Source organism: Spirosoma soli (assembly GCF_042684525.1).
In the GTDB taxonomy this organism is placed as follows: Bacteria; Bacteroidota; Bacteroidia; order Cytophagales; family Spirosomataceae; genus Spirosoma; species Spirosoma soli.
Map to the genome: position 1 here is coordinate 91,734 of NZ_JBHULN010000024.1, position 21,331 is coordinate 113,064.

Here is a 21,331-nt window from a genome sequence, read left to right on the forward strand (position 1 = left end):
AAAACGTATTTTTGTCAGACAACAAAACCACAGAAAAGCTATGAAAACTGCAATTAAACTGCTCGCCGGTATAGGCCTTTTGGCTTTCGCCGGGCAAGCTTATGCGCAGGATGAACGTAATGCAGAGGACAGTAAGTTACGGAACGATCCGACTTACTCGACTCACAATTACAAGCATCCAAACAAAGCTGCGACGGCTCGTCGTTGGGAAGACAAAACAGGTGTAGCCGTTGGTCGGCCTTCATCGAACGTTGACCGTCTGGCTAATTACAAAAGACAAGTACCAAACCAACAACCTGCGGGTGGTATTACGGTAAACCACACGCCTTCGACGGATGTGGCCGACCGGAATTACAAAATACAGCGTCCGTCACTTACACCTGCTTCGGATGTGAACGTAGTGCGAAAACGACAGGAGAAGCCCGAAAAAGGTAAGCCAACCGAAATTGCCGATTAATTAGTTTAAGTAGTTGATAGGAAAAGCCATCCCATAATCGGATGGCTTTTTTTTGTTGCCTGACCGGGAAGCTAGCAAACAAGAGTTGGAATAGCCGGTTACTCTGCTACACGCTTACTCAACTTAGGTATGAATCGACTTCAGGGAAAACGCGTCGTTATTACGGGCGGATCAGGTGGTATTGGTAAAGCCACCGCCAAGCTGTTTCTGGATGAAGGAGCGACGGTTTTACTCGTGGATATTGACGAGGCTAAACTTCGTGAAGTGGCCAGTCAGCTAGGTGACCGGGTGCATTATTATAAGGCTGACGTCAGTAAGACCGAGGAGGTACAAGCCTACGCTCGAGCCGCTGTAGAGAAATTAGGTGGCATTGATGTGTTTTTTAATAACGCAGGCATTGAAGGCGTTGTCAAACCCATTGTAGATTACCCCGAAGAGATGTTTCACAAGGTATTGGGGGTAAACGTTGTAGGAGTTTGGCTTGGTTTGAAATACGTAATGCCGGTTATGAAACAAAATGGGGGAGGTAGTATCATCATTACGTCTTCGGTAGCGGGGCAACATGGCACGCCTAATGTATCCGCCTATGTAACCAGTAAACACGCCGTGGTGGGCCTGATGAAGGTTGCGGCTCTGGAAGGGGCCGCTGATGCTATTCGGGTTAATTCAGTACATCCGGCTCCCGTAGATAACCGGATGATGCGGTCACTGGAAGAAGGGTTCGCGCCGGGCGCGGGGGCCCAGGCTCAGCAGCAGTTTGCCCAGGCGATTCCATTGAAGCGCTACGCCCAGGAAAGCGATGTTGCTAATCTGGTGCTGTTTCTGGCCAGTGATGAGTCATTATATCTGACCGGCGGTCAGTTTGTTGTCGATGGCGGTCAGTCAGCTATGTAAGCAACAGCCGACAGTTCATTGTTGACTACTTTGGATAGACTGGTACAGTCGGGCATTCTCGTCGTCGAAACACACGAAAAGAACTTCCTGCACTGTTGAAGGTTGTTCGAGAAAGCGGCTAACGGCAGCAAGAGCTACTGAGGCCGCTTTCTCTTTGGGGTATCCGTACACGCCCGTGCTGATGTTCGGGAAGGCAATGCTTGTTAGCTTGTGTTCGACGGCAAGCTCCAGCGACCGACGATAGCAACTGGCCAGCAGGTCTGACTCGCCATGCGAACCACCCCGCCATACAGGACCTACCGTGTGAATGACGTATTTGGCCGGTAGCTGGTACCCTTTAGTAAGTTTGGCATCACCGGTCTGGCAACCTTGCAGGGTTCGGCATTCGGCCAGTAGCTCGCGGCCAGCCGCCCGGTGAATTGCGCCATCGACACCCCCACCGCCGAGTAAACTCGTATTGGCAGCATTGACAATGGCATCCACCGCTTGTTTGGTAATGTCGCCCTGGATCACTCGGATCGTCGCCATACTTATTGCTTTACAACTTTAAGCGTTCGCTTTTTGTCTCCTGCTACCAGCGTCATGAAATACATACCCGCCGACAGATTTAGCTTGGGTAGTACGAATAACGTAGTCTCGTTCTTGGTGTACTGATTTCGCCAGACAATGCGTCCCGCCATGTCGGCCAGCGTAGCGTCAACCGGGGTGTTTGGCGCTAACTCGCCCCAACGCACCGCCAACGATTGTGTGTCATTGAACGGATTCGGAAAGAGCAGCAGCTGGTTAAACGATTCGGCCGCTACCGAGGCCTGGGCAAAGTTTGGAATGCCATAGCCCAGTTCACTATCGGGCGTGGCATACTGACTTCCGGACCGGCGTAGGCTTTCGGTTACCTGACCGGCCGTCAGGTCGGGATGCGCCTGCCAGAAACCTGCCGCCAAACCGGCTACCAACGGCGTGGCGAACGACGTACCGTTGCCCATCAGGATCTGTCCACCGGGGCTGCCGATGACCGTACCTTGCCCTCGGGCGGCTAAATCGGGCTTTACCCGGCCATCTGCCGATGGACCGAAGGAACTGAACGAGGCTCGTTGACCCACTTGCGTAACAGCGCCAATGGCCAGCACCGACGCGGCATCCGAGGGGGCCGATAGGTAGCGCCAGGAGCCGTTGCCCTCATTGCCAGCCGCTACCACGACTACCATACCCGTTTCGGTTGCAATTTGAGCCGCCCGCGTCGACAGGGCTGTTTTGCCGTCCATATTTTGGTAGGTGTAGCTGCTAATGCCGTCGTCAAACTGGGTATACCCCAACGACGAGCTGATCACGTCTACGCCAACACTATCGGCGAATTCGGCCCCGAAAAGCCAGTTCGCTTCTTCGATACGGCTCTCACTACCCGCATCTTCGGTGCGGAGTAACACAAATGAAGCTTTGAACGCAGTACCATACAGTTGGTTATCTGCCGCAGCGGCTATGGCTGACAAGCACGATAGGCCGTGGGAGTCATCTTCATACACGCTGGTTTCTTTATTGACAAAATCATAGGTTGCCACGATCCGGTTTTCGTTGAATAAAGGTTTCAGGAAACCTACACGGTTGGCGTTTAAAAATCCGGCATCCAAGACGCCAATCAGCATGCCTTCGCCCCGGTACCCCTGCTGATGCATGACGTCGGCACCGATCTGAGTAACCTGCAAAGCGGAATTGCCATAATTTATGGGTTGAAAATCGCCAAACTTGGCGTAGCTGCCGGCTTCACTGGTGGCATTAAGGGGAGTGGTGGTACTAACGCGGGCATTGGCCAGAGAGCGCCCAAACTCTAAACCCTGTACGAATGACAACGTTTGAACCCGGGCAATGGTAGAATCGGAGGCTTCTACCAGGACGGCATTCAGCCATCGGGATGTGAACCAGATCTTGGCCCCTGCCTGCCGAATTTGCGCTACGTAGGTTGGGTTAACGGGCAGATCGCGTTCCTGAATGGCTATGTTCTGTTTCTGCCGTCGGAGTAACGAGCGTTGCGACAGGAATTGCTCAGGTCGGTTTACGCTATACGGGGTGTTGCTTTTATCGCGCAGCAGTACCAAAAACTTGCGTGTCGTTTGACCAAAGGCCGAAACGTGCGCAAGGACCATCAGCATTACTAGCCAGCTTACTTTATTCCTTACCATAGGTGTTGATGCGGTATACTTGTCGAATGCCATAGTCAATCTGATACTTACCAATGCAGGTTGGGGTTGATGAGCAAAATTGCAATTGGGTCCGCTCTCTATAAACCATCCCAACTTGCCGGGCATACACGTCAATGCGTTTATCCTGGGCAATCAATGTTGAGTCGTTTTGCGCGACAACGGTTACGGTTTCAGGAAACTCTTTATTCGAAACGCGGTAAGGCTGACCACTATTGCGCATCTCGTAGTCGTCCTGTCCCCGAGTGTTTAGCCGGTTACCGTTCCAGCGAATCTGGTTGTCAATCGGAAATATGAGCTTAACAAAATCGGCACCGTTTTCGGTACGAATTCCTTCATTATTGACCAAACGGGCAGTCCAGATCGAATCGACCTGCCACGGCTGCGTTGCATTGGGTCGGCGATAGCGCATCAGCCGATAGGCAGGCTGATTCGTTACGTCTGAATAAACCGCTCCGATTACTTCTTTAAGTTGGTACGTTCGTGGGATAGGTACGGAATTCAGACGGTATTGGTTCTCCTCTACATCATAGATGGTGTACCGACCCGTTTCGAGCGGGAAGTAGTCGTATCCCGGCGAGCTAGGCTCCGTTGTCAACGACTGGCAACCAGCCATCAACAGTAAGCTACTTAGCAAGGCAGCAAGGCCGTGAACACGAGAGAGCATATATCGGATGAGTGATGAATCGACCCATAACACTGATGATTAAGGCCATAACGGCAAACTAGATATAAACCGCGTATGGAGTTATGAGTCAGTAAAAGCTGTTTTCAGAAGATTAGCCGTAAACATAGATACGTACCATACGCCTGTAGTCCAAAAGATGCAGGGTTGCCAGTAAACTACATAGCCACTCATGAATGTGCTCTTTGTTTATCTCTAAGCCAGTCACGTTGTAGCTGGAGCACAATCTGATTCATTTGCTCAAGCGACGATGGCTTGGTAAAAAAGCCATTCGCTTTTAAGGCCGCAGCTTGTTGCCGGTCACTATCTAAATCAGATGTAGTCAGGATAACAATGGGAACGGCATCGTACCTTGATTGCTGACGTAACAAGTGGAGTGCTTCGAAACCACTCATGTTGGGCATGTTCAGGTCTAACAAAATCAAAGTGGGAAGTTGGATTGCCTCATCTAGGGCTCGAAGCAGTTCTGCCCCGTTCAGAAAGGACGTGAACCTACACCTGGGGTTGTACTGGTTGAAGACTTGTTGAACCAAAAAATGATCGTCTTCGTCGTCATCAACTAAGAAAATATACGGTTGAAGAAGTGAATTCATTAAAGTCAAGTTATACGGGCGGTTATACAGGTTTTGACGGCAAATAAGCTGCAACGTCAAATAACAATACTATTATAAATGATAATTTAAGGTCTGTTAAGTAAATTTTATTGCTAAGATAGCCAAATGACGCCAGAATTAGTTGTTAATCAGAGTCTATTCATTCTTTTTATGCATACAGTTATTGGTAGCACTTCGTTTTACCCGTGGACAGGTACCACGATTGAGCGATCCCATTAGTAACCGCTACTTTAGTTGACTTGACCCGTAAGAAATACCATTCCAGGCCTTTTATATCTAAACACTGTATTTCCAAGATCTGCATGGAGCAAGAAAACGAAACACCTCAATTGAGTGAGGATGAAAAGAATCTCTTTGAAGAGCTGATGCCCGAAGACTTGAATGAGATTCTTGACACGGGTGTAAACCGACGTCATTTTCTGAAACTCATGACCTTAGCCGGTGGAGGAGTTCTGGCCGCGCAATCGGCCGTTGCAGAACAGCTGCTCATCCGTCCACTCGACGTAGTGTCGCCAGCCGAACTCGCCCCGGCAACGATTGAAAACGGGGTCAACGTAGCATTTAAGGTGAATGGCACGGCCCGAAAGCTGATGGTCGATTCAAGAATGACGCTGTTAGATACCCTGCGGGAACGCCTGGACCTAACGGGCTCCAAAAAAGGCTGCGATCATGGGCAGTGCGGAGCCTGTACGGTGATTGTTGATGGGCGTCGGGTTTTGTCGTGTCTTACCCTGGCTGCGAGTTGCGAGGGGAAAAGCGTTCAAACCATTGAAGGGTTAGCTCAGGGGGGTAACAATTCGGCGGTTCGGCTGCATCCTATGCAGGCCGCTTTTCTGAAACACGATGGTTTTCAGTGCGGTTTCTGCACGCCGGGCCAAATCTGCTCCGCGGTAGCGTTGATGGATGAAGCTAAGAACGGTGAGGTCAGCTACGTAACCGAGAACGTGCGTCAAAAGCCCGGTCCGATTCAGTTGTCAAACGAAGAGATTCGTGAGCGGATGTCGGGCAACCTATGCCGTTGCGGAGCGTATCCAAACATTGTTGCCGCCATTCAGGAAGTGCATAGCGGAAAACCCGTGGAACAGTCCTGGCAGTTTGTAGGCTAACCCATCATTCCAGCACCTTATGAGACCATTCAAATACACGAATGCCCAGGATGTCTCCTCGGCTGTAAACGTACTGGCCGCCAACCCCAAGGCAAAGTTTTTAGCAGGAGGTACCAACCTGTTGGATCTGATGAAAGAGGACGTCGAGCGCCCCGAAGAGCTTGTCGACATCACTCGGCTCAGCTTAACCCAGATCAAGACAATATCCGCCGGAGCCAACCAAGGCGGCATCTCGATCGGTGGGCTGGGGAAAAATACCGATGCCGCTAATCATCCTCTGATTCGGCAGCATTATCCGCTGCTGACGCAGGCGATTCTGGCGGGTGCCTCTGGTCAGATCCGCAACATGGCGACCAATGGGGGTAATCTGCTGCAGCGAACCCGCTGCCCTTATTTTTACGAGGTGTCGATGCCCTGCAACAAACGCGAGCCAGGAACGGGCTGCGGTGCACTGGAAGGCATCAATCGAATGCACGCCATCTTTGGATGGTCAGAAAAATGCGTTGCGGTATACCCTTCCGATATGGCCGTTGCCCTGGCTGCCTTGGATGCCGTTATCAACGTCCGAAATGCCAGCGGCCAGGAGCGACAGATTCCTTTTGCGGATTTCCACCGGTTGCCGGGTGATACGCCGGAACAGGATACGAATTTGAGGCATGGCGAATTGATCACCGCCATTGAGCTGCCTACAAATAGGTTTGCCGATAAATCCTATTACCTGAAAGTGCGCGACCGGGCTTCGTATGCCTTTGCCCTGATTTCAGTGGCCGCTGCCCTGGAAACCGAGCGGTCCGACGGGTCGCCAAATCGAATAGTACAGGCAAGAATTGCCATGGGTGGGGTAGCTCACAAGCCATGGCGCGCCCTTATAGCCGAAAAAATGCTGGTTGGCAAAGAGGCAACCGAAGAGAACTTCAAACTGGCTGCCGAGGCTGAGCTAGCAAAGGCAAAGCCTTTGTCGCACAATACGTTCAAAGTAGAACTGGGGAAACGAAGCATTGTCCGGGCGCTGCAACTAGCGATGAACGGTGGCAAAGCTTGATCGTAACATCAACAAATCTTATGCAAGAGAAAGATAAAACGATTGGTACGCCCGTCAGCCGTATCGATGGGATTGCCAAAGTAACCGGAAAAGCAGCCTATGCAACGGACTACCCCGTTAAGAACCTTGCTTACGCCGTTATTTTCAAAAGCACCATTGCTGCCGGGAAGATTATAAACATCGACACTACGGTGGCCGAGAAATCGCCTGGTGTGTTAGCCGTTATCACCCATAAGAACGCCCCTAAACTTAACGTGGGAGGTGGTATTCGTGGGGGAGCCTTGCTGCAAAGTCCTGAGATTGAGTTTCAAGGCCAACACATTGGTATGGTGGTGGCCGAAACGTTTGAGCAGGCCAGGCACGCCACACATCTGATCAAGGTAGAGTACGAAAAGAGCAAGGCCAATGTCGATTTCGATACGCTGGCAAAGGAGGCTGGGCTTCCCAAGGATAAAGACAAAGCCGATGCCAAACGGGGTGATGCGAAAGCGGCACTCAGCGAGGCCGCCTTTAAAGTTGAAGAAGTCTATGGAACACCCATCGAACACCATCATCCGTTGGAACCTCATTCCACCATTGCCGAATGGGAGGGAGACAATGTGACGCTCTACAATGGTTCGCAAATCGTGAACGGAGCGCAAAATGCAGCGGCAGCTACGCTTACTATCAAACCGGAGCAGGTGCGTATCGTTTCGCCCTACATAGGCGGTGGCTTTGGCTCGAAGGGAGGGCAGTGGGCCAACCTGGTGCTCACGGCGGTTGCGGCTAAACAAGTCAACCGCCCGGTGAAACTGGCGCTAACTCGCCAGCAGATGGTCAACTCGGTAGGGATGCGGCAACGAAACTACCAGAAAGTAAGTCTGGCGGCTACCAAAGACGGTAAGCTGACGGCGTTGGCCCACGAGATTACAACCCATGCGGCTATCCGAAACGAATTTATTGAGCCCTGTGGCGACTGCTCGAAGATCATGTACGATGTGCCCAATTCGCTCATCAGCTATCGAGTTGTGCCCATGAACTTGATTCTGCCAACTTACACGCGCGGCCCTGGAAAATCGACCGGCAGTTTTGCTCTCGAATCGGCCATGGATGAGCTCGCGTACAAGCTGAAAATGGACCCGATTGAATTTCGCCTTAAAAATGAGCCCGCCCGTGACCCGTCTAACGGTAAGCCGTGGTCGTCGCGTACTACGGTTCAATGCCTGAAAGAGGGGGCTAAAGCCTTTGGCTGGGAAAAGCGCAAAGCAGAACCGCGCCAGAACCAGCAGGGTAATTACTGGATTGGGTACGGCGTTGCCTGCGGGACATACCCGGCGCATCAACGACCCAGTTCAGCCATTGTGAAGTTAAAACGCGAGGGCAGCGACGTAACTGCCACCGTAGAGCTGGCCGCTGCGGACTTAGGAACCGGAACCCATACCATACTGGCGCAAACGGCAGCCGATGCGTTGGATCTGCCGATCCAAAAAATTAAGGTGAAGCTCGGCGATTCAACTTTGCCGCCTGCTGCGGGAGCGGTAGGTTCGGTGGGGGCCGCCAGTTATTCAAATGCCGTGCATGAAGCCTGCCTGAAAATTACCGACGAGCTGATTTCGCGATCCGGAAAGCAATATTTCCGGCGCCCAACGGCTTCGCAGTTGATGGTTTCCGAGAAAATTACTGATTTTCAGACCCGGGTAGACGCTAAACCGCCCGAAACCGCCGACGACTACTCTTCGCATAGTTTTAACGCCAACTTTGCCGAAGTTGCGGTAAATATGTCGACGGGTATGGTTCGGGTGTCTCGCTTTCTGGCCGTGACCGGTGCAGGTAACATATTGAATCCTAAAACGGCTCGTTCGCAGATCATCGGCGGAAACATCTGGGGAATTGGCATGGCCTTGACCGAAGAGTCGGTCGTCGATCCGCGCTGGGGCAACTTTGTGACTCGTTCCTTAGCGGATTACCATGTACCGGCTAACCTGGATATTGGCACAATGGAAGCAATTTTCATTCGGGAACAGGATACCGTTTCCAACAAGTTGGGCGTGAAGGGTATTGGGGAAGTAGGTATTGTTGGGGTGGCAGCTGCCGTAGCTAATGCGGTTTTTAATGCCACTGGTAAACGCGTTCGGGAATTGCCGATAACGCCTGATAAATTGTTGTAAGAATACAAAAGGAGGGTCCAGCCGGGCGAGCTAGTAGAACCAGATGGCTGTACTAGCTCGCCCGGCTGAATGGTTTGTAGCCGCTGCCTTAGTAGTTATTGACCTCAACTGTGTACAGAATTCAGGGTAAGCCAACAAGCGTATCAGCTGAGGTACAAAATAGGTTCGTACATTAGTGAAGTGAGTTTAATTGAAGTGTTACTTTAATTAAGGGCGTAGGTTAAAAGCATAGACTTTTACTAACGCGTTGGTTTTCAACGTTCGTTGTCTTAGCAGCATAATTAGTGAAAACACCAGATTGTTTAACCACATGTGTTGCTCAAGGCTGCATTCTAAGCGCTTTCTAAGCTTTCCTTAAGCCGCTTTTAAGTATCGTTGTGCTTATTGTCGAGTCATCATACGTTACCGGCATGTTGACGCACGACTTCATTTGTGTTTACCTGGCGAAATACGGCCTTTCTGTGTTGCTTTGCATATGAAATTGTTGCTTGTTGAAGACGAACCTAAAACGTTACAGGCTATTCAGCAAGGGCTGGAAGAAAGCCTGTTTGAGGTAGACATCGCTTACGATGGACTGATTGCCAAGCGGCTGGCACTAAAAAACAATTACGCCCTCATCATCAGCGACGTAGTGTTGCCCGGCCTGAATGGCTTCGAACTCGTGCGGCAACTCCGGGCCGAGGGATTGGCCACGCCTATATTGATGCTGACGGCCCTTGGCGAAACCGACGATAAAATCATGGGCTTCGATGCCGGGGCCGATCAATACCTGACCAAACCGTTCCAATTTCGCGAACTGCTGGCCCGCGTACGCTCCCTCACCAAACGCGGCACGCAGGTAGCTATGACGGCTCAGACGTTACGGTACGGCGGCATTGAGATGAACCTGGATGCTAAAACCGTCACCCGCGATGGCCACATAATCGAGTTAACTGCCCGTGAATTTGCCCTGCTGGAGTTTCTGATGCGCAATCAGGGGCGAGTGCTTTCTAAGCCCGATATTGCCGAACACGTCTGGGATCTTAACTTCGATACGGGGACCAACGTTGTGGAGGTGTACATCAATTACCTCCGCAAGAAGATTGATAAAGACTTCCCCAAAAAGCTGATCCATACGCAGTTTGGGATGGGATACGTGCTTAAGGAAGAGTAACTCATGACGATTCGTAACCGTTTGGCGCTTCGTTTTACGGGTTTGGTGTCGGCCATCCTGCTGCTGGCGTTCGTGAGCATCTACGCGTTTTGCTGGTATTTCATTGCGTCTGATTTTTACCGACGGCTCGACCGGAAAGCGTATACGTACGGAGAGATGCTGATCCATCATCGGCTGGACGCAGACTTGATTCGTCAGTTGAGTCGTATTCGCAGGGACCAGTTGCCTCATCAGAAGATTCTTATTTTCGATCATCGCGACTCCGTTGTTTTCGCCAATAACCGGGCAGAACCCTTCGTTGTGCCGCCTGACCTGCTGGCGAGCGTTCGACAACAGCAACGGAAAGAACTCAGGAAAGACGCTTATTATATTCTCGGCATTCAACTGGTTGCTGATGGTCCACCAGGGCGTGCGGGGCAGTTTGTGGTACTGGCCGCAGCCGAAAATGTATACGGCGATACGTTCTTACGTAATCTGCGGTGGGCGCTGACAGCCCTATTTACCTTAATTGCAGGGATTACGGCCTTCTCAGGTTGGGTGTACGCGGGTGATGCCCTCCGGCCTATGCAACGAATTGATGAGCAGTTAAGCCACATCTTTCCCCGAAACCGGGACGAGCGCTTACCGGTCCGGGCCGAAAATGACGAAATCAGTCGACTCTCCACGACCATCAATCGCCTGCTCGACCGGGTGGCCGAATCGTTCCGGTTACAGCGGATGTTCGTGGCTAACGTATCACACGAATTAAAGAACCCACTCACCCAGATCAGCTCACAACTGGAGGTAAGTTTGCTCAATCAGCGCGACCCGGCTGCCTACCGACAAACCATTCGCTCAGTACTCGACGATGTAAGCGACCTGGCTACGCTCACCCGCGAGTTGCTTCAGCTTTCACAGGTCAATCAGGATAATGTTGCTGGTCTGCTTACCGACGTAGTGCGGCTCGATGAGATGGTCTGGGACATACGAGAAGAGGTGCAGGCGCTTAACCCTCGTTACAACGTAACGGTTGACTTAGGGGTGTTGCCCGACGAGCCGGATCAGCTGACCGTAATGGGCAATAAAACGCTCTTGTGTACAGCCTTAAAAAATCTGACCGAAAATGCCTGCAAGTTTGCTCCAGACGGGCAGGCTCAAATTGCGCTGGAATTCAGTGTAGCGTCGGTGTGCATTACAATTCAAAATGAAGGCCGACCCATTCCGGCTGAAGACCTGCCGTATATTTTCGAGCCGTTTTACCGCAGCCGTCAGACGGCCGATCAGGTGAAAGGCTACGGCGTTGGGTTATCGTTAGTAGAGCGTATTATTCGTCTGCACGGTGGTAAAATCAGCGTGCAGTCTCAGGCGGGCGAGCCAACTGTGTTTCAAATTCTGCTGCTTCGTTCTGACAATCTGGCTGGTGCAGCACTCTAAGTAGATTCTAAGCTCATTCTTACCTTCATTTAAGAAATCAGCGGGACTTTTGGCCGTAAACTTGTCTTTAACATCGCCATGAGCCAATTAAGACCATTGTATCCGTCCGTTTCATTGCCGCCTGTTGATACCGGTTTAGGGTACAATTCGATGCCTGTCGAAAACCCGACTGACAAAGAGCCGCCCCGCCGACCAGACTGGTTAATAGTACTGATCATCGGGTTGTTACTATTATCTCTGTTGATTGCCTGGCTCACCGATTTGCCAAATCGTTTTGTCTCACAAACTATTCAGGAGGTGAACGTAAATCAGCTGGATGGTTTTAGAAATACCCACGGCTAAAGTTAGAATAAGCTATATTCCACTGCTTGGCCGCTGACCGATTTATGTATAGGTACTTATAGCCCTCTTTCAGCTTAAAGTGAGCACAACCGTTCGTTGTGGTAAGCATGATCTCTTCGTTCGGCTGAGCTTTTACCAATACTCTTCCTGCTAGTCCATTGGTATTGGTTGTAATAGAACGTCCTATGTCTTTGGTGAAAAACTTTGAGCAATGCTGATTGATGAAACGATCATACCGACTTGATAAAGAATAAGCGAGTTACTATGTATTCCGTTAGGTAACCTGGGGCAAATCTGCGGTAAAGTACACCACGGAACGCCCCGGTAATTCACGGTCCGCCGTTGGGGGCATCTAGCAGATCAGGCTTGACGAGCAGGTCTTAGAAGCAGCCTGAAGTTTAGGCTGAACATATATCCCCAAATTTGGTTACCTTTATAGACTGGTAATGCTCACAATTACCAGCTTCTTTTCGCCTGGTTGCCCAGTTGGGACACTCTTCCGGACGGACCGCGCCTGCCGGACGTAGAGAGTGAGTGTTACCCAGGTTATTATGACATCCCCTTCAAAGGAAGCCACCACTTCCTTAACCCAACTTATTTCCTATCTAGACGCCCGGCGTGATACCCTGCTCAATCAGTGGCGTAAGACCTGTGAGGCTGATCCCACCCTGAAAATACTCGCCAGCTTACCCCCCGACGAGTTTACCAATAACGTGCCCCGGATGCTTGATCTGCTCCAGCAGCAATTGCAGGGACACGACCAGGAAGACCAAATGGGGTTACTAGCCGCTGAACACGGCCTCCATCGCTGGCAGAAGGGCTATACCCTGGCCGAACTATCAGCCGAGATGCGGCATTTAAGCAAGTGCTTGCTCGCCGAATTACGCTTGTTCTGGCAGGCTCATTCAATTTCTGATTGCGCCCTCCAGCCCATCGTCTATGAGCACTTTGCCACCTTTAGTAATCAGATCAACATCGCCAGTATCCGCCAGTATGCCGACATACAGCGCACGAGTGCGTCCAGTCGGGTCGAAATCCTGGAGAAAACCTTAGTCGAGTTAAATGAAGTGAGCAAGCAGCGCTCGGAGCTACTGCGCCATTCCTCCCATGATCTAAGGGGGAGTTTCGGGGCTATCCAGGGCGCGGCTACCTTACTGGAGCTGGTCATGGACTCTCAGGAAGAACGGCAACAGACCCTAGCCATGTTGCTGCGTAACTTGACCACCTGTCGCTCACTGGTTACTCAGTTGATGGACCTGGCCCGCCTGGAAGCGGGGCAGGAAGTGCTCACCATCCAGGGGCTGGATGCAGGCCAGTTGTTAACCAACTTAGTAGCGAGCTATCAACCGCTGGCCAGGGAGCGAGGACTTTCACTCAAAGCCGAAGGCCCGGCCAGCTTGCCCGTCGAGTGTGATCCGGTTCACCTGCAGCGCATCGTTCAGAACTTAGTACTCAATGCCCTCAAACATACGTCAAGTGGATTTGTGTCCGTCACCTGGACCCAAGAGAGTCAGGACCGCTGGATGGTCAGTGTGCAGGATTCGGGACCGGGTTTGCCCATGGTCACAAACGCCGGTTCGTTGGGCCAGGAGGTAAGCGCTGCATCAACGACGGCAGTATCCACTGGGGCCTTTAGGGCAACGAACACGCATCTTGACGTTCATCAAGATGCCGCCACTGCGCAAGCGTCCCGTTCGGCCTTTTCCTACCAAGGGGAAGGCATCGGTTTATCCATCGTGAAGAGACTGTGTGAGCTGTTACGGGCTCAACTGGAGATCGAAAGCGAGCCCGGTGAAGGTACCCTGTTTCGCATCCGGCTGTCCATTCCCTGGCATCCCTAACCGTTCAGGAGCGTTCCTTTTTAATCCAGCTTAGTTATTGGCCCTGGGCTGCTTCAGGCAAGGGAAGTACCCCCTGTTCCCACCAGAACTGGCGCAGGCTCTGGCTCAGACTTAGCCAAGAGTTGATGGTCTGGGGCTTGACAATGTAAAAGCTAGCTCCCTGGTAATAGGCCCCACGTATATCGGCTTCATCAACGGACGAACTCACGACCAGGATGGGGATCTGCTGCTGGTTGCCAAGTAGCATCCGAATGTCTTTCAGCAGGCCGAAGCCCGCTTCATTCTGAGGCAGGTACAGATCCTGAAGAATCAACTTGGGTAAGGCAATCCGGTTGGCCATGCAATCGGTGAGATAGGCAATAGCTTCCTTTCGATTGGCACAGCGATGTAGAGTCACATCGGAGAAGTACTTAGCCAGGCTAAAGTGGACCAGGGTCCATATATCCTCCTGATCTTCCACCACCAGTAAGGTTGCTTGGTGAAAATTGTGTTGACGTACAGCGGAATAACTGGTATCAGTTAATTGAGCGGCATCTAATGAATCCATAGATTTTCCTTCAGGTGTACTTTAATTCCTAATCTTACCTGAGGGGCTCCTGCTTGCGTTCAGGAACAAATCGCTCAAGCTAAAAAGGCTTAACTTGTTAGGCAGCGTGTTGTTTGAGAGTGCTTCGTCAATTGATTGATTGAGGAGAAAAGGACCGCATGTTCATTAGTAAAAGGAATTTACAGCTCTACATTCAGATATGCCTATTTTTTGCTGCTCTACTACTCGGGGTATAACCAGCCAAACCCCCTGGCCCGCTCCGGCGTACCGGCTGGAGCGGGTGTTCTCCGGCGGCCCGGTTGTAACTCTAGCCGGGTAATTACTACAAATAAATCCATTGCTGCTCCTATTTCTCTAATTGATTACCCATCCATTAGTCTCTACAGATAGAGAAAATCAGAGTAACAGTTGGGCTACATTAAGGGGGTTACCTACATTCCTACGTTATCTCCCCTATGCTACTGATTAGCATTGACAGATATCAGAAAAATCAGCCTGACATTCTAAAAGGGTAGTTTTGCCGTTTCGTACGCCACAGGGCGCCCCGAAAATCCGTCGTTACAGCTCGAAAAGCTGGTGTCATAAAGATAAAAGGTTATTTATTTTAGGCCCTACTTTTTGAACCCTGATTCGGGGAATGAGCATCGACTTGAGGACGAGGCAAAGACGGGTTCAGAAAGGTATGACTTCTTGACCCTTAAACGATCCAGACTTTCTATGGCCCGCCGACACTACCTTTCTTCGGAGGAGCGCACCTGTTTCGATTCGCCCCCACAACTGAGCAGCACCGGGCGGCTGATCTTGACCGAAGTGATAACTTGCTCCGTTTTCTAACTACTATGCGGCTGGGCGTAACCCAGCCCTCGGCGCTACATATACGACTTAATTCCTATGCCCGTCAGCATCCGTTATATAAAGCGTTGAAGGATTTGGGCCGACTCTACCGGATTATATTCTGCGCTAGTCGATGATCCTGATCTACGAGCTAGCGTGGAAGGCATGCTGACGCGCGTTGAGCATGGAAACAAGTTTGGTTCGGCCGTCACGTTGGAGAACAACCAAGCCCTTAGGTGAGCCACCCAACGGGAACGAACGATTGTAGCCGGTTGTAAGATATTGATTATGAATGACATTAACTTCCATAATCTACTGTGCCTGTCGAAAAAGCTGCGCCAATGCGCCAGCGAAGCTGATCGGCAGGAACTGCTGGCCACGATTCTAAAGTCTTCCACCCACACCTGGCATCACATCAACTTAAGTGGAGAATATGTTTTTCTGACCCAGCTCAACTGGCGGATCTCTTCGATCTACAAGCGCTGATGAGCTTACCGCTCTCGCGAGCGATGCGTCCGCAACGCCCGACCAAATGACGTACTATGTAGCAAACGGCAAAACTACCCAACCTGGTCCTCCTTCCTTGATGTACAGCGCTGGTGCATTCCGCAAACTCAGACACTAAACCGCATGAGCTACGTGCTCAGGGTAAACGTCAATGTTTTAAGTGTGCCGTCGATGGATCGGTCCTGAATAAGCATACCCGAGTCTTCGTTGAACAGGCGGTCGCCAATCTGGGGGAGAAGTCCGAACGTAGTGTAGTACTCCTGAATGCTGATGAAGCAGATTCCAAGCCGATCCATCACTGTTGCGACGATGATAGGGTCATCATACCACTCATCGACTGGCGACATCTTCTTGACTTGATGAAGCAGTCTTTCCGATAGCAGGAATTTTACTTTCCAGCCTCTCATCACCCACTCATGAAACTCTATTGCTTCTATAATCGATCTGGTCAGCATAGTTGTCAGGGAGATATTACTGTCAACTGTCTGTATTTTAAATGTTTACTAGTAATGAGGCAACGGTATTCGGATAGGAATAACCAGTAGCCAGCCTTACGGCTGGCTAAAATGCCTTATTAGTTGCTCGTGTACGTCCGGTAGCGTGACGTTTGTCTATATCGCGAATTTCTAAGCTAATTCTAAGCAGACTTTAAGCATTATCTTAATTTCGGAGGATAAATTGCCTTCGAGATAGTACATTCATTTACGCCATTTATCCTTTTTCACAGTTGAATTTTAATAACCAGAACGCCACCCAAGCTTGATCTTAGGTGGCGTTTTTGTGCTTTGCTGAGGATCGCAAATTTACTCTTCAATCTTTTTCGATCACGGCATCGAATGTCGTATTTGCAAGCTTGGTAATACGTAAAGTATACCGCCCTGGCGTTGCAACCGAAATGTCAGCTAAACGACAATCCATGTCTTCAGATCTATGTAATGTCCGGTTAGCCAACGCGAGGTCTATGTTTGCACAAAGAGTCAGATGTACGTCGGATGCAGGAACGTATCCCGAAACAGAATGCTTGAGGATGGGGCCAAGATCAACAAAGGTCAAGGCCGGCTCATAGGCATGATAAGCGGTAACTCGCACGATGTCAGTATCGGTTTGATTATCGACCCGCAACTGATAAACCCCCGGAGTAGGCACCTGATTTTTACGACTGCAGTTTAAAAGTAGAACGACCAGTAAAAAAGCATACTTTTTCATACGTCAACAGGTTTCGATAAAAGACCCGTACTCGTTGAAAACAGTTGTGAATAGAACACTTTTTACAGCGGTAGATTAAGTCCCGACATGAATCAAATGATCCGTTTCCAGGCGAAGCGAATAATCAGCAGCAGGGCAACGAAGCCAACGACTACGTACGTGAAGGGCACATAAGCAATCGCAAAAATACGAGTGCGGTCAACGATCCATAACAAGCTCATGAGCGCAGCTACAAGGATCAGAAAGTTAGAGATGTTACCCGAGCCTGGTATGTAATTGAACGGTATTTTCCGGCGAATCAGGATCAGCGTAATGGCCATAGTGAACACTGGAAGCGCTTGTAAGGCCAGGTTCATCTCCCAAACGCTTTGCCGCTCAAACAAAAACAGGTAGATATCCAAGGTTATCGCGAAAATGCCGGGGATGCAGGCCAGATAAACCAACACGCTGTAAACGTATCGCCACTTCCAGATTTGGTCGGCCGTTTCACCCGACCAGAGATTAACTAAAAAAGCTCCTGATGGCACCGCCGTCAGGAGCAGAAAAAGCAGTGTGGGTTGGCCCGAAACAGCCTCAAAGATGTCACGGAGAGTCATAGCGACGGTGGAAAATGAGGGGCGAACGCAGGCTGTACGCTTTCGTTCGCCCCTTCGTTTATTTCAACGTTAATAAATACCCAATGGTGAAGTTAGCGTCCCAATCGAATACAAACTGGTCGCAACCCGTGGCATCGGCAATGGCTTTATAGATGTTCAAACCCGCCTTTGACTTGGCGTTGTCTAGTTTATAAGCCGATGGGGCATCCAGCACCGTGTACCGCTCTTTGCCATTCCGGACGGCTTTCGCCAGCTCGAACGGCACCCCGCCAATGATGAAGCAGGTTTTACGATGGTCGGCCGGTATTTGCCTGGCTTTAGCGGCTACTTCGGTCGCCACAGTTTCATCGCTGGTGCTGTTCTGGTAATACTTGGCGCCGTAGGTTTCCAGGGCTTTGGTCGAGCCACCTTCTTTCCAGGAAATCTTCGTATTACCCGAGCCGATGTCTACCACAAACGAGTTATCGGCGTAATCGGCGGGCAACACCGACCGAAGGCCAAGTGAGCCTTCCTGCTCCGGCGTAACGGTGTTGACTACGTAGTTAAGCGACTTCAGCGCTCGGATGATCTTCTGCGTGCCCTCCGCTTTCACCGCGCCCGAGCTAACGACGAAGTGAATGTCGCGTCCGCCAACCCCAAAGTCGAGCATCTTACCGATGTAACTTTTCAGACCTGCGCGGATGTCGTCGTCCGATGCCATATTCTCAATAACGAGGCTGTTGCCGAATTCTGCCTTTTCGAGCTTCCAGTTCTTTTGGTCATCCACGCGGATGATGAACGAGTTGAAGCCACTGGCCCCCAGCTCAACTACGCCCTTAAGCTTACCATTCTGGGGGGCAGGAGGAGTGTACGTAAAAGACCGACGGGCGCCAGAACTAGTTGCCTCGTCAGAAGACTTCGTGTCGGATGCGGTCGACTCGTCGGTGGAGGCCGGTGTGGCTTCGTCGCTGGTGCGAGGCATTGTCTCTGACTCCGTATACCCTTTGTCTTCGCTTTTGGGCGCGATTTTACGCAGGGCTTCATTACCACCAAAATAGCGGAATCCAAAGAAGATGGCGGCTAGAATCAGGGCCGTGATGAGTAGCCGACCGGCTACAGTTAATCGTTGCATATAAGTAAAGAGCGAAAGAGTGAAAAAAGTGAAAGAGCGATTGAGTAAATCAGGCGTTAAGTTGTTCACTCAATCACTCATTAGAGTTAGTCCAACAAATTTTTGTAGCCAGCGTCTTTCGGTGGACTTACTTGTCCAGGCATCGGTGCTGTAATTGGGTTAGACGCCGGTGCATCCAGCGAATCCACGCCGGGCTGTACCATCTTAAATTCACCTTTGTTATAGGCTTCCAGCAGGGCCTCTCCTTTGTCGGACAGAATACCGTTCTGAATATCTACGCCATTGATGAAATCCATCGACAAATCCATTGCGCGCTTCATTTCACCGAGCTTTTTGCTCATATCATCCTGGATGTACTCCATCGACTGGTCGAAGTAAAACCGCTTGTCGGGGTCACCTTTGAAGATACTCACGGCCGTTTTAAGGGCGTTCGAGCTTTCTTTAACGATTTGATACTCGGTTTCTTTAAGCCGAACTTTAATTTCGGTTTCTTTAATGATGTAGTCAGCGCTCTGGTTTACTTTTTCCATGAAAGCCAGCACTGTCTTCATATTCCGCTGGAGTGGCAGGAGTTTCTCGTTCATCTCCTGCAGGCCAGCTCCTTCAATCGTGGCCAGTTGCGCAGCTTCACGCATGCCCGGCCGGTCGGTGATGCTGTTGGCTTTGTTGGCTTCAGCAAATTTCTGCTTAATAGCCTCGTTGTTCTCGTTTATTTTTTTGTTCAACTTCACCAGCTGCCCGGCCAGGGTATTAATCTGACCCTGCATTTTCTGCCGTTTTTCTTTCAGATCGTCTATGTAAATCTTCATGATGGCAATCGGATTCAGTTGAATCACTGTTCCGGTAATGCTGCGCATTAACGACTTGAACAGAAAGAATACCGCCGTCCGTACGTCGCGGCTCGTGAACAAAAAGATCAGTACACCCAGCACGCCGAGTAATAGCGCCAATTCGAGCACGTTCGACGTAGCCCGGATCAGAAACTCGACGATGCGGTTAAAATAGACGAGGCCGAGGCCAGCCACTCCGGCCAGCACAATCATGCCCAGAACACCTTCGGGGCGGCTCCAGAACGAACGTTTTTCGACGTCCGTGTTACCACCAAGTTGTGAAAAATCAGGAGTTGCCATATTTAGTAGTTATAGAGTTGTAGGGTTGTAAAGTTTTACAGTTACGAAGTCATAGCGTTGTATCCTTGTTGAGTTAGCGAGCTACTCCACTAGTAATCAACTAAATGACTTTATAACCATAAAACTTTATAACTCTATTTGAGGTATTGGGTCATTTTAGCAATGTCGCTTTTAATCTGGTCCGTAAAGTGAGCAAACGTTACGTCGTAATTCTGACGGTTCTGATTGATTTTGGCGCTTTGCTCCGTTACTTCCCCATCAATAGCCGATAGTCGGTTGTTATTGGCGTCAATCTTTTGCTGAATCTCCACCAGCTGTCTGGCCAGGGTTTCGTTCTCCGATTGCAGTCGTTTTTGCTCATTCTGCAAGCCGCCAACCCGTTCGGCCAAGGCCGTTTCCACACTTTTCGCAAATCCCTCACGGTCTCTGTTCAAGGCAGCCATGTACTGATTGGCCGTATTGGTAAGCACCGAGGCATCAGCCGGACCACCCAGCGCCTTAAAACTTGCCCAGGCCGCCTGATATTGTTTATCCTCGGGCAGGCCCAAATTGTTCAGACTACGTAGCGTTTCACGAAACTCAAAGTAATCCGGTCCTGCCGGATTATTCTGGGCCAGGACGTTAGCAAAGTGCTCGGCAAATTTTGAGTCAACGGTTCCCGACTGAACAGCAGGCCGCTCGCCGGTTGGTGCCGCCCCCGCGGCCGGTGGAGTAGCCGCCGGACGAGGGGAGGCCACTGTGCCTGCCGGGGGCGTTCCCGTTGCAGATGCTGTCGTATCTTCCTCTTTGATGAAGAAACCCAGGATTTTGCGGCCAATGGATTGCTCAGATTCAGGCATAATTGTCAGTCATTGCGGAAGCGTTTTATACACAAAAACGCGCTATTCCGATTAATTACTGAACAATGTTACGAGGTTCGGGCCAATACCGCAATATGCATTTACGCCGAACGGTTGCCGGACTTGACAAAATGCTCTACAGCGGGACGGTTTACGTAGTCGGTTTAGGGTGCCTGGTTACGGATACTTCCAAAAACCGTAAACTGACGACCCTCATTTCAACCAATTCGCCATTCGTTCGCGAAATGTTTCAACTTTGGGCTGAGAGACCCGGGTAATGTACAACTCGTCGGGGTGAAGTCGGTAATAGCCCTGATGGTACACTTCGGCGGGATAAAAAGCCTTAAACGGCACAACCTGAGTGACGACTTTATCCTGGTGGTGCCCCGACGTATTCTCCCGTCTGATAGCGGCTTCGATCCTTGTTTTTTCCTCGGGGGTACGATAAAACGCAATGGACCGGTACTGAGTACCCACATCGGGACCTTCCTGATTTGGCGTTGTTGAATCATGCCCGGCAAAAAAAGCGTCGAGCAAAACGTCATACGGGTAGTCCTAAACTTGTAATGATAGGTTGTAGTGCATGACCACGAACCGAATAGAATCAATGTGCCGGGTCAACTTTTTGGAGAACGATAAGCTTAACCGAACTAGCCGCGAACACCGTTGACGTAA

Annotated in this window: 22 protein-coding genes and 2 pseudogenes; 11 read left to right on the top strand and 13 right to left on the bottom strand. The window is 50.6% G+C overall.

Annotated elements, in window-relative coordinates; genetic code table 11:
• Positions 1–40: 40 nt before the first annotated feature.
• Positions 41–457 (top strand): hypothetical protein, encoded by a 417-nt coding sequence (locus ACFSUS_RS26155; protein ID WP_381527501.1) that lies wholly within the window; start codon positions 41–43, stop codon positions 455–457.
• Between the two features lie 129 nt (positions 458–586).
• Positions 587–1,351 (top strand): SDR family NAD(P)-dependent oxidoreductase, encoded by a 765-nt coding sequence (locus tag ACFSUS_RS26160; RefSeq protein WP_381527503.1) that lies wholly within the window; start codon positions 587–589, stop codon positions 1,349–1,351.
• A 15-nt stretch (positions 1,352–1,366) separates the two neighbouring features.
• Here the strand turns inward: ACFSUS_RS26160 and ACFSUS_RS26165 are convergent, their stop codons facing one another.
• From ACFSUS_RS26165 to ACFSUS_RS26180, 4 genes are all read right to left on the bottom strand, one after another.
• The gene (locus tag ACFSUS_RS26165) at positions 1,367–1,879 is read right to left on the bottom strand and encodes an O-acetyl-ADP-ribose deacetylase (protein WP_381527505.1); all 513 of its coding nucleotides are present in this window, start codon (positions 1,877–1,879) and stop codon (positions 1,367–1,369) included.
• A gap of 2 nt (positions 1,880–1,881) precedes the next feature.
• On the bottom strand, positions 1,882–3,525 hold the full coding sequence (locus ACFSUS_RS26170; RefSeq protein WP_381527507.1) for a S8 family serine peptidase: 1,644 nt from the start codon (positions 3,523–3,525) through the stop codon (positions 1,882–1,884).
• Positions 3,512–4,210: a hypothetical protein gene (locus ACFSUS_RS26175; protein WP_381527510.1), complete on the bottom strand. Its 699-nt coding sequence runs from the start codon at positions 4,208–4,210 to the stop codon at positions 3,512–3,514. The genes ACFSUS_RS26170 and ACFSUS_RS26175 overlap by 14 nt, the downstream gene beginning before the upstream one ends.
• A gap of 188 nt (positions 4,211–4,398) precedes the next feature.
• Entirely contained in the window at positions 4,399–4,821 is a 423-nt protein-coding gene (locus ACFSUS_RS26180) for a response regulator (protein ID WP_381527511.1), read from the bottom strand.
• A gap of 323 nt (positions 4,822–5,144) precedes the next feature.
• Here ACFSUS_RS26180 and ACFSUS_RS26185 point away from each other — a divergent pair, with 323 nt between their 5' ends.
• The 7 genes from ACFSUS_RS26185 to ACFSUS_RS26215 all read left to right on the top strand — a co-directional run bounded on the left by ACFSUS_RS26185 (position 5,145) and on the right by ACFSUS_RS26215 (position 13,886).
• Positions 5,145–5,948, top strand: coding sequence for a 2Fe-2S iron-sulfur cluster-binding protein (locus ACFSUS_RS26185; RefSeq protein WP_381527513.1), 804 nt, complete (start codon positions 5,145–5,147; stop codon positions 5,946–5,948).
• 19 nt (positions 5,949–5,967) lie between these two features.
• Entirely contained in the window at positions 5,968–6,990 is a 1,023-nt protein-coding gene (locus tag ACFSUS_RS26190) for an FAD binding domain-containing protein (RefSeq protein WP_381527515.1), read from the top strand.
• A 20-nt stretch (positions 6,991–7,010) separates the two neighbouring features.
• Positions 7,011–9,137 carry a xanthine dehydrogenase family protein molybdopterin-binding subunit gene (locus ACFSUS_RS26195; RefSeq protein ID WP_381527517.1) on the top strand — a complete coding sequence of 709 codons (2,127 nt, stop codon included), beginning with the start codon at positions 7,011–7,013 and terminating at the stop codon, positions 9,135–9,137.
• A gap of 475 nt (positions 9,138–9,612) precedes the next feature.
• Positions 9,613–10,290 carry a response regulator gene (locus ACFSUS_RS26200; RefSeq protein ID WP_381527519.1) on the top strand — a complete coding sequence of 226 codons (678 nt, stop codon included), beginning with the start codon at positions 9,613–9,615 and terminating at the stop codon, positions 10,288–10,290.
• 3 nt (positions 10,291–10,293) lie between these two features.
• Positions 10,294–11,703: a sensor histidine kinase gene (locus tag ACFSUS_RS26205; protein ID WP_381527521.1), complete on the top strand. Its 1,410-nt coding sequence runs from the start codon at positions 10,294–10,296 to the stop codon at positions 11,701–11,703.
• 78 nt (positions 11,704–11,781) lie between these two features.
• Positions 11,782–12,045: a hypothetical protein gene (locus ACFSUS_RS26210; protein WP_381527523.1), complete on the top strand. Its 264-nt coding sequence runs from the start codon at positions 11,782–11,784 to the stop codon at positions 12,043–12,045.
• Between the two features lie 551 nt (positions 12,046–12,596).
• Positions 12,597–13,886, top strand: a complete 1,290-nt coding sequence (locus ACFSUS_RS26215; RefSeq protein WP_381527525.1) for a sensor histidine kinase — start codon at positions 12,597–12,599, stop codon at positions 13,884–13,886.
• Between the two features lie 34 nt (positions 13,887–13,920).
• On the opposite strand, the gene ACFSUS_RS26220 is transcribed toward ACFSUS_RS26215, so the two are convergent.
• Positions 13,921–14,433 carry a response regulator gene (locus ACFSUS_RS26220; RefSeq protein WP_381527527.1) on the bottom strand — a complete coding sequence of 171 codons (513 nt, stop codon included), beginning with the start codon at positions 14,431–14,433 and terminating at the stop codon, positions 13,921–13,923.
• Between the two features lie 818 nt (positions 14,434–15,251).
• Here ACFSUS_RS26220 and ACFSUS_RS26225 point away from each other — a divergent pair.
• Both ACFSUS_RS26225 and ACFSUS_RS26230 read left to right on the top strand, forming a co-directional pair.
• Positions 15,252–15,404 carry a Tn3 family transposase gene (locus tag ACFSUS_RS26225; protein ID WP_381527529.1) on the top strand — a complete coding sequence of 51 codons (153 nt, stop codon included), beginning with the start codon at positions 15,252–15,254 and terminating at the stop codon, positions 15,402–15,404.
• Positions 15,405–15,555: 151 nt separating this feature from the next.
• The gene (locus ACFSUS_RS26230; RefSeq protein WP_381527530.1) at positions 15,556–15,753 is read left to right on the top strand and encodes a hypothetical protein; all 198 of its coding nucleotides are present in this window, start codon (positions 15,556–15,558) and stop codon (positions 15,751–15,753) included.
• Positions 15,754–15,902: 149 nt separating this feature from the next.
• Here the strand turns inward: ACFSUS_RS26230 and ACFSUS_RS26235 are convergent, their stop codons facing one another.
• From ACFSUS_RS26235 to ACFSUS_RS26270, 8 genes and pseudogenes are all read right to left on the bottom strand, one after another.
• A complete protein-coding gene (locus tag ACFSUS_RS26235) occupies positions 15,903–16,229 on the bottom strand; it encodes a hypothetical protein (protein WP_381527532.1) in 327 nt (108 codons plus the stop codon).
• A gap of 355 nt (positions 16,230–16,584) precedes the next feature.
• A complete protein-coding gene (locus ACFSUS_RS26240) occupies positions 16,585–16,980 on the bottom strand; it encodes a hypothetical protein (RefSeq protein WP_381527534.1) in 396 nt (131 codons plus the stop codon).
• A 92-nt stretch (positions 16,981–17,072) separates the two neighbouring features.
• On the bottom strand, positions 17,073–17,576 hold the full coding sequence (locus ACFSUS_RS26245; protein WP_381527536.1) for a hypothetical protein: 504 nt from the start codon (positions 17,574–17,576) through the stop codon (positions 17,073–17,075).
• 58 nt (positions 17,577–17,634) lie between these two features.
• A complete protein-coding gene (locus tag ACFSUS_RS26250; protein ID WP_381527538.1) occupies positions 17,635–18,687 on the bottom strand; it encodes a hypothetical protein in 1,053 nt (350 codons plus the stop codon).
• A gap of 86 nt (positions 18,688–18,773) precedes the next feature.
• Positions 18,774–19,817, bottom strand: a complete 1,044-nt coding sequence (locus tag ACFSUS_RS26255) for a hypothetical protein (RefSeq protein ID WP_381527540.1) — start codon at positions 19,815–19,817, stop codon at positions 18,774–18,776.
• 134 nt (positions 19,818–19,951) lie between these two features.
• Positions 19,952–20,656, bottom strand: coding sequence for a hypothetical protein (locus tag ACFSUS_RS26260; RefSeq protein WP_381527542.1), 705 nt, complete (start codon positions 20,654–20,656; stop codon positions 19,952–19,954).
• Between the two features lie 213 nt (positions 20,657–20,869).
• Positions 20,870–21,205: pseudogene (locus ACFSUS_RS26265) on the bottom strand (peptide-methionine (S)-S-oxide reductase); the annotation flags it as partial.
• A 6-nt stretch (positions 21,206–21,211) separates the two neighbouring features.
• A pseudogene (locus ACFSUS_RS26270) lies at positions 21,212–21,331 on the bottom strand (IS1 family transposase); the annotation flags it as partial.

Bases quoted from the DNA above. Each gene is read 5' to 3' on its own strand.
- ACFSUS_RS26155 (WP_381527501.1), top strand. From the start codon at position 41: ATGAAAACTGCAATTAAACTGCTCGCCGGTATAGGCCTTTTGGCTTTC.
- ACFSUS_RS26160 (WP_381527503.1), top strand. From the start codon at position 587: ATGAATCGACTTCAGGGAAAACGCGTCGTTATTACGGGCGGATCAGGT.
- ACFSUS_RS26165 (WP_381527505.1), bottom strand. From the start codon at position 1,879: ATGGCGACGATCCGAGTGATCCAGGGCGACATTACCAAACAAGCGGTG.
- ACFSUS_RS26170 (WP_381527507.1), bottom strand. From the start codon at position 3,525: ATGGTAAGGAATAAAGTAAGCTGGCTAGTAATGCTGATGGTCCTTGCG.
- ACFSUS_RS26175 (WP_381527510.1), bottom strand. From the start codon at position 4,210: ATGCTCTCTCGTGTTCACGGCCTTGCTGCCTTGCTAAGTAGCTTACTG.
- ACFSUS_RS26180 (WP_381527511.1), bottom strand. From the start codon at position 4,821: ATGAATTCACTTCTTCAACCGTATATTTTCTTAGTTGATGACGACGAA.
- ACFSUS_RS26185 (WP_381527513.1), top strand. From the start codon at position 5,145: ATGGAGCAAGAAAACGAAACACCTCAATTGAGTGAGGATGAAAAGAAT.
- ACFSUS_RS26190 (WP_381527515.1), top strand. From the start codon at position 5,968: ATGAGACCATTCAAATACACGAATGCCCAGGATGTCTCCTCGGCTGTA.
- ACFSUS_RS26195 (WP_381527517.1), top strand. From the start codon at position 7,011: ATGCAAGAGAAAGATAAAACGATTGGTACGCCCGTCAGCCGTATCGAT.
- ACFSUS_RS26200 (WP_381527519.1), top strand. From the start codon at position 9,613: ATGAAATTGTTGCTTGTTGAAGACGAACCTAAAACGTTACAGGCTATT.
- ACFSUS_RS26205 (WP_381527521.1), top strand. From the start codon at position 10,294: ATGACGATTCGTAACCGTTTGGCGCTTCGTTTTACGGGTTTGGTGTCG.
- ACFSUS_RS26210 (WP_381527523.1), top strand. From the start codon at position 11,782: ATGAGCCAATTAAGACCATTGTATCCGTCCGTTTCATTGCCGCCTGTT.
- ACFSUS_RS26215 (WP_381527525.1), top strand. From the start codon at position 12,597: ATGACATCCCCTTCAAAGGAAGCCACCACTTCCTTAACCCAACTTATT.
- ACFSUS_RS26220 (WP_381527527.1), bottom strand. From the start codon at position 14,433: ATGGATTCATTAGATGCCGCTCAATTAACTGATACCAGTTATTCCGCT.
- ACFSUS_RS26230 (WP_381527530.1), top strand. From the start codon at position 15,556: ATGAATGACATTAACTTCCATAATCTACTGTGCCTGTCGAAAAAGCTG.
- ACFSUS_RS26235 (WP_381527532.1), bottom strand. From the start codon at position 16,229: ATGCTGACCAGATCGATTATAGAAGCAATAGAGTTTCATGAGTGGGTG.
- ACFSUS_RS26240 (WP_381527534.1), bottom strand. From the start codon at position 16,980: ATGAAAAAGTATGCTTTTTTACTGGTCGTTCTACTTTTAAACTGCAGT.
- ACFSUS_RS26245 (WP_381527536.1), bottom strand. From the start codon at position 17,576: ATGACTCTCCGTGACATCTTTGAGGCTGTTTCGGGCCAACCCACACTG.
- ACFSUS_RS26250 (WP_381527538.1), bottom strand. From the start codon at position 18,687: ATGCAACGATTAACTGTAGCCGGTCGGCTACTCATCACGGCCCTGATT.
- ACFSUS_RS26255 (WP_381527540.1), bottom strand. From the start codon at position 19,817: ATGGCAACTCCTGATTTTTCACAACTTGGTGGTAACACGGACGTCGAA.
- ACFSUS_RS26260 (WP_381527542.1), bottom strand. From the start codon at position 20,656: ATGCCTGAATCTGAGCAATCCATTGGCCGCAAAATCCTGGGTTTCTTC.